This window comes from Bacillus ndiopicus (assembly GCF_000612805.1).
Classification (GTDB): Bacteria; Bacillota; Bacilli; order Bacillales_A; family Planococcaceae; genus Metasolibacillus; species Metasolibacillus ndiopicus.
In genome coordinates, this window is sequence record NZ_HG964407.1 from 33,031 (window position 1) to 45,773 (window position 12,743).

The window sequence follows — 12,743 nt, forward strand, 5'->3', positions numbered from 1 at the left end:
AAGACATACAGTTTGGCGGACAAGAAGTATTATCAATACTAGGAGCGGCAGGCGTGTTAACATCGCTCGTGTATTTCTTCGTGTTTTAAATAGTGCTACATTTTCTAAGTAAATTAAACAACAAAAAAGTTGTCTGAAAGCAGTGTACTAGCTTCTTTTCAGACAACTCTTTTTTAATATATTGCTATGCCTTCACATCGTCGTATGCATCGCTCTTTTCAAAGGAAGCGACCACATAGGAGCAAATTGCGTGCATTTTTAAATTATTAGCGCGAGCATACTCTGCCGCTTTGTCTAACAATTTTTTAGCTACCCCTTGTCCACGCAATTGATCAGATACATACGTGTGATCCATATGCATCACACCATTTTCCTCAGACCATGTAATTTCAGCTAAGCGCTCTCCATTCTGCTCGTATTCATAAGCAAAATGTCCATTACTACTTACTAAAGTAAATTCCATTGCATCCATCCCCTTATTGATTATTTAAACCATGAAGAAATTGTTTCTATTAATTTATTAAAGAAGTTTTTCACGCCATTCCAAAAACCTTCATCTTGTAAAATAGGCGCGAATTTTTCTTCAATAGTTTTACTTAAATCAGATAGCTGTGAAGATAGCTTTGAAAAATCAATATCTAATCCACGAATGCGATCCATTAAATCGATTAATAGTTGTCGATCTGTCTCACTTAAATTAATTTGTAGACGCGCTAATTGATCCTCAACAATTTTTTGTACTTCCTCACGTGTCGCAGGCTTTTGCTCTGCAATTACTTTTTTTATTTCTGTTAAAAGCTCTGCTACACGGTCATCAGAGATATCCGCACTATCAGCAATTGCTGTCGCAACATTTAACTCTTCATTCGCTACATCGGTACGCTCAATATCAAGTTTCTCACCTGTTTTAACTTCATAAGCTTTATAAATCCCTACTAATGCTGAGTGGCCTGTTACTGGCTTCGGTGCTGCAATTTCCACGATAGCATCCTCGATACCAGCTGTCATCATTGCATTCGCATAAATTTCAGCAGTTACTTCTGTAATATTTTCTGGTGTAACGATACTAATAATTAACCCTTTGCCCTCTTCCTGACGTGTAATTTTTGCCGAAGAATACATGCGAGAGCTGGCATTACTATTTTTAATATATTGCACTAAATCATCACCAGACACCGTTACTTCATCAATCTCAGGCTCCTCGTTAACACGTAATGCTGTTTTTATTGTTTCTTTTTCTGCCTCTGAAAGATTTGCGCCATATACGACAATTGGTACACCTAGTTTTTCATTTATTGGTTTCTGTGTTGCTGCGCTCGCAAGCGGTGCAAATACCGCCAAAGCTAACACCGTTATGACAAGCTTTATAATCCATTTTTGCTTCATATTTTTTCTCCCCTCAAACACTTTACTATCTCTTGTTGGTAATCCGTACTATCATACGTCTTTCCCATGTCTATTAGTACGTGTTTAAAAGTAAAAGGTTGCAAGCAAGCCTACACAAGCTCTGTCCAACCATCCTCTTGTTTAATTTTACGTGCTTTCATTAATGAACCTAATGCTCGTTTAAAGGCACCTTTACTCATATCAAACATCTCTTGAATTTCCTCTGGTGCCGATTTATCACCAAATGGCATTTTACCGCCAACACTTTCTAAATATGCATAAATTTTTTCTGCATCATCACCTAAACGCTCATGCTTACGAGGTAACATTGAGCCATTTAGTGAGCCATCCTCTTTCACATCAATAACGCGAACTTGTACATCTTGTCCTAAGCGTGGCTCAGCCTTCATTTCTGATTCGTGAACAAAGATACGATATGGTGTATCAACTCCAATTAAAAATGAGCCTACAGGTAACAAACGATATGGGCGTGCAAGGATGTTCTTATTATATATGTCCTCAAAGGCACCCTCATATAATTCATTCACTTTTTCCTCTGTTGCTAAGCGACCAAATAAATCACCATTGCGGTCTGTTCGCAGCGTCATAAATAAATGGTCACCTGGCTGAGGCCAAAGCTCCTGTAATGCTGGTAAATCCTCTGCTTTTACGATAACTTCACGCGATGAGCCAATATCAACTGCTGCCCCTTCACGTGTTACTTTTAAAACGCGAGCCCAACCGTACTGCCCTTCAAGAATCGTTGGCAGCGCAGTTGTTGCTTGTAAATCGCCTCGGCGATCTGCATATAAAAACACTGTAATGCGCTCTCCCACATCAACAGTTTCTGCCACCTCCGACATATTTAATGGGATTTCAACATCGCCATTCGTTAATATATAGCGGGAACCTTGTTGTTCCAATACTGTTAATTCTACAACTTGCCCTGAACGTAATTCATTCATCTTTTGCAAATTCCTCTCTGTCATTTATATATTTTGCTGTGCCTTCATTGCATCTAGCTTTGCCACAAAGTCCTTCTCTTCTTCCATTAGCTGTACTAAATCCGCAATTCGATCAATCGCATTCCAGCTTAAATGGTGCTCAATTCCTTCAACGTCCTCATATATACGCTCCTCGTCTACACCAATAATTCGCAGGAATTGCTCTAGTAAATCGTGCCTTTGCACCAATCGCTTTCCTAGTTTTTCCCCTTTTGCTGTAAGCGTTAAACCTCTATATTTTTCATATACTAAGTAACCATCTTTATCTAACTTCTGAACCATTTTCGTAACTGACGAAGGTAGAACAGATAATGCTTCTGCGATGTCGGACACTCGTGCATACCCTTTATTGTCAATTAATAAATAAATTTGCTCGATATGATCCTCCATACTTGGTGTTGGCATATCCGAAAACCCCTCTCTTTCATTTAACTATATTAAGTTTACTACATATTTGGGCGAAAAGTTAACTGAAAACGGCGGCTATCGAAAAAGCAGGTCAATACCTGTTTTTTCGATAGCCCTGCGCAATTTTATTAAAGTCATTCTTACTTATGATTCTCTTTTTCGTACCAAAAACATAGATGTTTAAAAAACAACCTAAAAAAGGATATTTAACCGAGTTTCGAAGGTAAATCTACTTTTTCATTTTCAAATTAATCTTGTTATAAAAATTTTTTATGGATAATGAATTTAATTTTATAATTTAACAAGCAAAACAGCCTACAACGTATCATTTTGACCGTTGTAGGCTGTTTCTATTATTCACTATGATCTAAACCCTGCCCTACTTTATGAATCGCATGAATAATTTCTTTATTAATTGCTTCGATATTGTGTGGTGTACTTAAAACGCTGAAAGCTTTTGTTCGCGCCACATCAGATGTAACGTATTTTTGAGGTAAATTATTTAATGCTGAAGCTATAATATTCATTTCACATTGTTCACAATGACAAAACGTTTGGTATTCTGCCCCATACAACAAAAATCGAACGAGTCCACGGACAATTTCTTCAGTTACATTCACTAAAATTGGTTGTGTCATTTACATCGCCTCAATCACTCATGTACTTGAAGTTTTTCATACTCCCTTTACTAACCAAAAGTTTTGTACTAGTACATCTTTTCATATGTTCTTTTATCATATAACATCATATACTATGATGCAAATAACCCGTTCATTATTACAAAAATGACAGTATACACTATAATATTAAGGTAAATTTCTCTATCACTAGCATTTATCTTACTTTAATTCAATAAAGTTGCCCGGAAAGCAGCACACCTGCTTTTCGGACAACCCTCTAGCTCAAAATTATTGTTTATTAAGTAGACGTAGTGAATTTAATACAACAAGTAAAGTTGCACCCATATCCGCAAAAATTGCAATCCATAAAGTTAGCCATCCTGGAATTACTAGCAGTAGCGCAACTAGCTTTAATAAAAGTGCGAACGTAATATTTTGCTTAATGATTGATAATGTTCTTTTGCTTAAACGCATCGTGTAAGGTAGCTTCGTTAAATCATCTCCCATTAGCACGATATCGGCTGTTTCTAATGCTGCATCTGTGCCTGCACCGCCCATTGCGATACCTACAGAAGCCGTCGCAAGTGCAGGTGCATCATTCACGCCATCACCTACCATTGCAACCTTTCCATACTGTCCTTGTAATTCTTTAATTGCTTGTAGTTTATGCTCTGGTAATAGCCCTGCTCGAACATCTGCAATACCTAAATTCTTTGCGATTGCCTGCGCTGTTAATGGTGCATCACCTGTTAACATTACACTATGCTCAAGCTCCGATACTACTTCCTTACTTTCCTTACGAATTTGGTCAGCAATTGCTAACACACCAATACATTCATTATCACGCGCTGCTACAATAACTGACTGCCCCTCGGTTGCTAACTTCTCAATTTGCTGCATCAACTCTTCACTAATAGAAGCTAATGAGCCAATCCATTTCACGCTACCTACTGCAATTTGATGCCCATCTACCATTGCATAGGCACCTTTCCCTGTTACCGATTGGAAATCTGCCGCACTAGCGATTTCCACACGCTGCTCAGCCGCTCTTTTCAAAACTGCCTGTGCTAATGGATGCTGAGATTTTTTTTCAACAGCCCCTACTAAAGTTAATAACTCCTGCTCTGTAACATTTGCTGTTATGATATTCGTTACTTCAGGCGTTCCCTTTGTTAGAGTACCTGTTTTATCAAAGGCAACTGCATTTATATGACCTAGCTCCTCTAAATATACGCCACCTTTGATTAGTACTCCGTGTCTTGCCGCATTACCAATTGCTGTAACAATAGCAACAGGTGTTGAGACAACTAATGCACATGGACAACCAACCACAAGTACCGCTAAGCCTTGATAAATCCACTCCTGCCAGTTCCCTGTAATAAGCGAAGGAATAATTGCTACGAGAATCGCAACAACAATAATGGCTGGCGTATAGTATTTTGCAAAGCGGTCAACAAATTTTTGAGATGGCGCTTTTTCCGCCTGTGCTTCTTCTACTAAATGAATGATTTTCGCAATTGTTGTATCATTTACTAACTTTGTTACTTTTACTTCAAGTGCACCTTCTTCATTCAATGTTCCTGCAAATACTTCATCATCTAGCGCTTTATGAACAGGAATGGATTCACCTGTAATCGACGCTTGATTTACTGATGATGTGCCACTTATCACAATACCATCCATTGCAATTTTTTGCCCTGGCTTAACAATAAGTATATCTCCGATTTGCACATCCTCTGTCGGAACTTCTACTTCATGCGTATGGTCGCCATGTGTGCGTTTAATTAAAGCGATAGGTGGTGCAATATCCATTAATGTTTCAATCGATTGACGCGCTTTATTCATTGAATATGCCTCTAATGCCTCACTCACAGCGAATAAAAAGACAACGACTGCTGCTTCTTGCCATTCACCAATAATCGCCGCACCAATAATGGCAATTGTCATTAATGTTTTCATATCGAATTCAAAGCGCAGTAAATTTTTAAAACCAGTTAAGAACATCGCATGCCCACCGACAACAATTGCACCTAAATAAAGAGCCACAACAAGCGTACTCTCTTCTCCTTTAAATGAGCTTGTAATATAAGCTGCAAGTACAAATAATAAAGATAAGCCTGCAAAAATATTTTCTTTACGCTTATAAAATGGGATTACTGTTTTTCGTCGGTCATTAATTGACTTTACTTTAATACCATCAAAGGCACCTGCTTCTTCAAGCTGCTCAACAGTAGCATCACCGACAACAGTTAATTTTGCCGCACCAAAGTTTAGCTGCACATCTTCAACAGTTGGAATATCTCGAACATTACGTTCAAATTTTGCCGCACAACTCGCACAAGACAGATTTTCAAGCCGATATTGCTGTTCACTAGTAGCCATTTTAATTGTCCTCCTCCGCATGCTCATAAGCAATTTTCACAATTTGATAAACGTGCTCATCTGCTAAAGAATAATACACTTGCTTCCCTTCGCGATAAGACTTTGCTAAACGATTTTCTTTCAAATAACGCAAATGATGTGAAGCCGTTGCGACAGACGATCCAATAATTGCTGCTACATCACAAACACATAATGCCTTTTCTATTGTCAATGCATAAGCGATTTTTAATCTCGTTTCATCCGAGAGTGCTTTTAAAAACTTTGCTACATGCCCTAGCTCTGGCAATTGGCCTTGCACACGCTCTACTGTCTCTTCATTACTCTTTGTTACTTCGCAAATATCTTTCATGACTTTCTCACCTCATTCAAACGTTCATTTGATTGTAGTATATAATATATGCAACTAACATTCAAATGTTTATTTGAATGTTAAAAAATGTTAAAGCTTTTAGTTCTTTGGATGCGAACCATCTAATACTTTTACTCATATACTCTATACAAAAATAAGTAGGAGTGAAAGTATGTCCATACGCACAGGCAAACAATATATTGAACGAATTGATGCACTCCAATCATTTATTTCCATCGATGGTGAAAAAGTAGAGGGAAAAGTATCGGAGCACCCCGCTTTTCAAGGCGTGATGTGCAGTCAGGCAAAGCTTTTTGACCGACAACATGAAGAAGATTTTATTGACAAACTGACGTATGTATCGCCAACAAGCCTTGAGCGTGTTGGAATGTCCTTTCGCCAAGTTTTGACTGCCGAAGACCTTAAGAAAAGAAGGCTAGCAGCAAGGGAGTGGGCATTGTGTACTCATGGCTTTATGGGTAGAAGCCCTGACTATATGAACACAACATTGATGGCTTTAGCATCCGCCGCAGATTATTTGAAGGGGAAGCCGAATTGCTTTCCTGAGCATTTGCAGCAGTTTTACGAATTTGCGCGTGAGCAAGATTTAACGATGACACACACATTTATTGAGCCGCAAGTGAATCGAAAACAATATTATATAGAAGATGATGAAACTACTATTGCAGCAAAAATTGTAGATAAAACAAGTCAAGGGCTTGTTATTAGAGGAGCACGATTGCTTGCTACACAAGGCGGAATGACTGATGAACTTCTAGTGTTATCTTCAATCAGCTTCGATTTAGAGCGGAGTTTTGGGTTCTCTATTCCGAGCAATGCCCCAGGTTTAAAATTTTATTGTAGACAATCTTTTGTTGATAATACCTCTGTGTTTGATTATCCACTTAGTAGTCGCTTCGAGGAAATGGATGCAGTTGTTGTTTTTGATGATGTCGTTGTACCGTGGGAGCGTGTTTTTTATTATGAAAATTTAGAGGTAGCCAGTCAATTTATGAATATTAGTGGCTTTCAAGCATACACGTTACACCAAGTATTATCACGGCAAATCGTTAAAACAGAATTTATTTTAGGCGTGGTACAATCCATTATCAAGACGATTAATATTGGAGATTATTCACATGTACAGCAAAAGGTAGTGGATATTATCGTGACATTAGAAACAATGAAAGCATTGTTGTTAAAATCTGAATTGGAGGCGCATAGAGATATTTTTGGGTTTCTACGACCACATCAGCCAACATTACAAGTTGCCATACAAGTGTTTCCTAAAATGTACCCTCAATTTACAGAAATTATACAGATACTTGGCGCAAGTGGACTAATGTCCATTCCAAGTGAAAAAGCTTTTGCAGCAGATGATGGGGACTTAGAGCATTATTTACAGTCATTTCAAGACGGTGGGAAAGAACGTGTAAAAAAGTTCCGCTTAGCTTGGGACTTAGCGATGAGCAGCTTTGGCACAAGGCAGACACTATATGAGCGATTCTTTTTTGGTGACCCAATTCGTCTAGCTAGTGGCTTATATCACTCATACAATAATGAAGAGTTCGTTCGTCGTATAGAAAGCTTTTTAGACAAAAAAGATTAGTGGAATGGGCTGCTAGGGAAATAATGAACTCCCTTCAGCCTATTAAATATGCTGATTCTCCTACAATGAACATGGACATGCTAGCCGGAATTTAAAGCTGATTCATACCTAATCAATGAATATTCTATTTTAGGACTATGGCATCTTCACGTCATTGTTATCTCAGGGTTGTTTTTTATATCCCCTTCTTCAAATAACAAAGACCACAGTTTTTTATTTTCCTTCTTTTGAAAACCTCCCACAATATAATTTTCAACTTAAGTTAGCTAAATCACATAAATGTTACCTTTTAGTGCCTATATCACTTAAAAGTACGTACTTACTATTGCTTTCGATATGTTTCATAATAGCATTCGGAAGAGGACAATAAGTAGTACAGTACTAAAAGTTCCTATGTTACTTTTTAGCTCGTACATTACTTAAATATATATTTTAATATTAGGAGGGATTCATTTGAATTCAAATACAATATCTTCTTTAAATACCCAAACAAATAACAGAAGTATCTTTGCATTGTTAGCACTAGCAATTAGTGCATTCGGAATTGGTACAACCGAATTTATCAGTGTCGGTTTATTACCATCTATCTCGAAAGATTTAAACGTTTCTGTAACAACAGCTGGTTTAACAGTATCTTTATATGCGCTTGGAGTAGCATTTGGTGCTCCAGTTTTAACATCGTTAACAGCTAGTATGTCGCGCAAATCGCTCTTAATGTGGATTATGGTTATTTTTATAGTAGGTAATGGGATTGCAGCGATGGCAACGAGTTTTGCTGTCTTACTTGTAGCCAGAGTTGTGTCTGCATTTGCACATGGCGTTTTTATGTCAATCGGTTCAACGATTGCAGCTGCACTTGTACCAGAGGATAAACGCGCTAGTGCAATTGCCACAATGTTTACTGGATTAACAGTAGCAACTATTACAGGCGTGCCTATTGGAACATTTATCGGTCAACAATTCGGATGGCGAGCATCTTTTATCCTTATTGTATTAATTGGTGTGGTTGCTTTAATTGCAAATAGCATACTAATTCCATCTAATTTAAAAAAAGGTGCACCTGTATCATTCCGCAATCAATTTAAATTGATTACGAATGGACGACTGTTACTCATTTTCATCATTACCGCATTAGGGTACGGTGGAACGTTTGTAACATTTACGTATTTGTCACCCCTACTACAAGAAGTAACAGGATTTAAAGCGAGCACTGTTACAATTATTTTGCTAGTGTACGGTATTGCCATCGCAATTGGCAATATGGTTGGCGGAAAGCTATCAAACCGAAAACCAATTCAGGCGTTATTTTATATGTTCTTAATCCAAGCTATTGTGTTATTCATATTGGCATTTACAGCGCCATTCCGAGTAGCAGGGCTTATTACAATTATTTTCATGGGATTATTCGCGTTTATGAATGTCCCTGGACTGCAAATTTATGTTGTTATATTGGCTGAACGATTTGTCCCAAGCGCTGTCGATGTTGCTTCAGCAATCAATATTGCTGCATTTAACGCCGGTATCGCGCTAGGAGCATATTTAGGTGGTATTGTCACAAATTCATTAGGATTAATTCACACAGCCTGGGTAGGCGGTGTTATGGTAGTAGGTGCTGTCATTTTAACAGCCTTAAGTATAAAATTAGAAAAAAAAGATCAATTAGCAGATTCGAAGTAATAATTCGCACAAAGTAAACACAATAAAAGCGCATGAAATGATTTAAGGTCATTTCATGCGCTTTATTCATTTTATTGTGCCTTTAAAATTAAGTCGTAAGCTGGATCAATTTCACCGTTAATATACGTTCTATGATAGCGACCGTATACCCACTGTGATACTTGATTGTCATACCATTTCGATTTTAAATGACCACTTTGTCCTGGACCAACGATATGATCTGTGTATTTCAAATCGGCTAAATCGGCTACAAAGCGCCATGATGCACCATGATTAACATTACCATTTGCATCATTTGCCGCTGCCTGCACCGTTACACGTGAACCGCCAACTGGCATTGATTTTGGATTAACATACGATGCAATAAAATCAGATGCACTTGCAAGTGGGTGTTTAAATAATATTTTATGGTAGTTACCCCATTGCCATTTCGATACAGATGTGCCGTACTTCGCCTTTAAATCGGCAATTGCACGTTCAAATGAACCGTACACTACCTGATTAAGCCCACCAGCCTGTTTAATCCATACGCCCTCGTTACCAGCATATGCTTCGCGCAGCATCTCATCCATAATTTGATATTTACCAGGCATCATTTCATAAACATCTGCCGGCATTTGCTCTTTGAAAATTGTTTCTTTTATTTCTTCAATTAAGAAATGCCAAATTAGTGGCTCTGCATTATCTTTATTGTCATAAAGCTCCCATTCTTCCATTAGCGTAATAATATTTGCATATTTGCCCTCTTTATCATTCGCTTTAATTGTTTCTAGGAATCCTGGTAAAAATTCAGCAGCGTACAAATTCTTCTTATCCATTTGCATTGCCTTCATATCATTCTTTGTGAAGCCTTCAAGAACTTTTCCTGTTTCTTCATCAATTGAGCCGATACTACCTTTTACCGATTCAATCATTTCAACAATACGCTCATAGCGGTATGGCTGTGCCCAGAACTTTGTAATATGATACGGGTATTCTTCCCCAATCACCTCATTGTTTGCTGTGGCAATATAGCCTGACTCTGGATTGATAACTTTCGGTAATTCGTCATAAGGAATAAAGCCTTCCCAACCATATTCAGAGGAATCTCCAGGTACTGGTAGTTGTCCATCACCTTTTTTACGAATTGGGATATCGCCATTTGCTTTGTAAGCAATTGTGCCATCCGTTGAAGCAAAGACGAAATTTTGCGCAGGTGCGCGGAAATCATTCAATGCTGTTTCAAACTCATCCCAGTTAGTTGCTTTATTAAAGCCAATAATTGCACGTAGCTCTCTTGTTGGCTGCAGAGCTGTCCATTGCATAGAAAATACCGCTGTTGGCTTTTCTTGCTTAAACACTAATTCTGAAATAATTGGACCGTGACGTGTTTCAACGACTTCAAAATCAATCGTTTTGCCACCTTTTACTTTGATTGGCTCGTTTCTAACAATCGCGTCTTCCCACTTGCCATCATATTTAAATTGCTTAGGATTTTCAGGGTTTGGCGTTTCAATATATAAATCCTGTACATCAGGTCCTACATTCGTTACCCCCCACGCAATTTTGTCATTATGTCCTAAAATAATACCTGGAATCCCCGCAAAAATAACACCGCTCACATTTTGCTCTGGTGATTGTAAATGCATTTGGTACCAAATAGCTGGTGTATTTAACCCTAAATGCGGATCATCCGCTAATAACGGCTTACCTGATTTCGTTAAATCACCTGATATAACCCAGTTATTGCTACCGTTAAATTCATTTGGCAATAAATCCACATTGAAAGCACCTGCTACATCGACTGGATTGTTTAAGTTCGCTTCAATGATTGATTTCGCATTTTCTGGATACTCAATCATTAATTCTTCTACTTGTTCTTCTGTGTAATTTTGTAAAGCCCAATGACGGAAAGCTAGCATATTCCAGTTTCCACCTAAATCGTAAGCCATATATTTACCGATTGTTAAAGAGTCAATAGGTGTCCATGGCTCTGGCTCATATCCTAGTAACTTAAACTCATAAGAAAGCTTACTAGTTCCTTTTACTTCATCAATAAATGCGTTAACACCTTCCGCATACCATTGTAAGATTTGCTTTGCTTCATCATCATATTCATCCCATGATTGCTCAGCCGCGTTTCGTAAACTAAATGTGCGGAAAAACTTATCTGTTGATACGGCATTTTCCCCAATCACTTCTGCTAATCGACCACTTGCTTGACGGCGTGATAAATCCATTTGGAATAAACGATCTTGTGCTTGTACATAACCTTGCGCTCGGTATAAATCCGCATCCGACTCAGCTACGATATGTGGAACCCCCATACCATCACGCGTCACTTTCACATCCGAATCTAATATCGCTACATCTACTTCTCCTTCAATTGTTGGCAAGGAGTTTTCCACATACATATGTACGCCAGCTACTGCGGCACCAGCTAAAATAATAAGTATACCGACAGTCCAAATCGCGATATTAATTATTTTTTTGCTCTTTATTTTTCTCATAAAATCCACCTCTCTATCATATTGCATCCTCTCTTAATTTTAATGCGATAGGACAATGATCGCTGCCTAAAATGTGCGAGTGAATATCCGCTTCCTGAACATGCTGCATAATGCGCTCTGACACAATAAAATAATCAATGCGCCAGCCAATATTGCGCTCACGTACTTTGTTCATATATGACCACCATGTATAAGCATCTGAACGCTCAGGGTATAATGTGCGGAACGTATCACAGAAGCCTGATTCTAGTAATTCTGTCATTTTAGCACGTTCCTCTACAGTTACGCCCGAATTCCCATGATTCGCCTTCGCATTTTTCAAATCAATATCGCGATGTGCGACATTTAAATCACCACAATAAATGACGGGTTTCAACGCATCAAGTTGCTTTAAATAACATGCTAATTTTTCTTCCCATTCAATGCGATAGGCAAGCCTTGCTAAATCACGCTGCGCATTCGGGGTATAAACATTTACTAAATAAAATTTTTCATACTCCAATGTAATAATACGCCCTTCTAGCTCACTCTGCTCATCCTCAACACCATAATGAACATTTAACGGCTGATGCTTCGTAAAAATAGCGGTACCTGAATAGCCTTTTTTCTGCGCATAATTCCAATATTGATAGTAACCTTCTAGCTGTAATTCAACTTGTCCCTCTTGGCATTTAGATTCTTGAATACAGAAGAAATCGGCATTCATTGCATGAAAATAATCTAAAAAACCTTTTGTTATACATGCGCGAATACCGTTTACATTCCATGAAATAAATTTCATTCTATTACTCCTTACAATATTTAGGAGGCACTTGGCCC

11 protein-coding genes are annotated in these 12,743 nt (G+C 38.1%); 2 read left to right on the forward strand and 9 right to left on the reverse strand.

Annotated features, from left to right (window positions below; translation table 11 throughout):
* Window positions 1-184 precede the first annotated feature (184 nt).
* The 7 genes from TY13_RS13560 to TY13_RS13590 all read right to left on the reverse strand — a co-directional run bounded on the left by TY13_RS13560 (window position 185) and on the right by TY13_RS13590 (window position 6,149).
* Window positions 185-463, reverse strand: coding sequence for a GNAT family N-acetyltransferase (locus tag TY13_RS13560; protein ID WP_042477000.1), 279 nt, complete (start codon window positions 461-463; stop codon window positions 185-187).
* 20 nt (window positions 464-483) lie between these two features.
* A complete protein-coding gene (locus TY13_RS13565) occupies window positions 484-1,386 on the reverse strand; it encodes a DUF1002 domain-containing protein (protein WP_042477002.1) in 903 nt (300 codons plus the stop codon).
* Window positions 1,387-1,496: 110 nt separating this feature from the next.
* Window positions 1,497-2,351 (reverse strand): CvfB family protein, encoded by an 855-nt coding sequence (locus TY13_RS13570; RefSeq protein ID WP_042477003.1) that lies wholly within the window; start codon window positions 2,349-2,351, stop codon window positions 1,497-1,499.
* A 24-nt stretch (window positions 2,352-2,375) separates the two neighbouring features.
* Window positions 2,376-2,795 carry a transcriptional regulator MntR gene (mntR, locus tag TY13_RS13575; RefSeq protein ID WP_042477006.1) on the reverse strand — a complete coding sequence of 140 codons (420 nt, stop codon included), beginning with the start codon at window positions 2,793-2,795 and terminating at the stop codon, window positions 2,376-2,378.
* Window positions 2,796-3,151: 356 nt separating this feature from the next.
* Entirely contained in the window at window positions 3,152-3,436 is a 285-nt protein-coding gene (locus tag TY13_RS13580) for a late competence development ComFB family protein (protein WP_042477008.1), read from the reverse strand.
* Window positions 3,437-3,706: 270 nt separating this feature from the next.
* Window positions 3,707-5,800, reverse strand: coding sequence for a heavy metal translocating P-type ATPase (locus TY13_RS13585; RefSeq protein ID WP_042477012.1), 2,094 nt, complete (start codon window positions 5,798-5,800; stop codon window positions 3,707-3,709).
* Window position 5,801: 1 nt separating this feature from the next.
* Complete coding sequence (locus TY13_RS13590; protein ID WP_042477015.1) at window positions 5,802-6,149, reverse strand: ArsR/SmtB family transcription factor; 348 nt, start codon at window positions 6,147-6,149, stop codon at window positions 5,802-5,804.
* Between the two features lie 172 nt (window positions 6,150-6,321).
* On the opposite strand from TY13_RS13590, the gene hpaB reads away from it, so the two are divergent.
* Both hpaB and TY13_RS13600 read left to right on the forward strand, forming a co-directional pair.
* The gene (gene hpaB, locus TY13_RS13595) at window positions 6,322-7,758 is read left to right on the forward strand and encodes a 4-hydroxyphenylacetate 3-monooxygenase, oxygenase component (RefSeq protein WP_042477018.1); all 1,437 of its coding nucleotides are present in this window, start codon (window positions 6,322-6,324) and stop codon (window positions 7,756-7,758) included.
* A 453-nt stretch (window positions 7,759-8,211) separates the two neighbouring features.
* Window positions 8,212-9,435 (forward strand): MFS transporter, encoded by a 1,224-nt coding sequence (locus tag TY13_RS13600; RefSeq protein WP_042477021.1) that lies wholly within the window; start codon window positions 8,212-8,214, stop codon window positions 9,433-9,435.
* Between the two features lie 71 nt (window positions 9,436-9,506).
* Here TY13_RS13600 and TY13_RS13605 read toward each other — a convergent pair whose 3' ends face one another.
* Entirely contained in the window at window positions 9,507-11,924 is a 2,418-nt protein-coding gene (locus TY13_RS13605; RefSeq protein WP_042477024.1) for a penicillin acylase family protein, read from the reverse strand.
* A gap of 16 nt (window positions 11,925-11,940) precedes the next feature.
* The gene (locus tag TY13_RS13610; protein WP_042477027.1) at window positions 11,941-12,705 is read right to left on the reverse strand and encodes an exodeoxyribonuclease III; all 765 of its coding nucleotides are present in this window, start codon (window positions 12,703-12,705) and stop codon (window positions 11,941-11,943) included.
* Window positions 12,706-12,743: the final 38 nt, after the last annotated feature.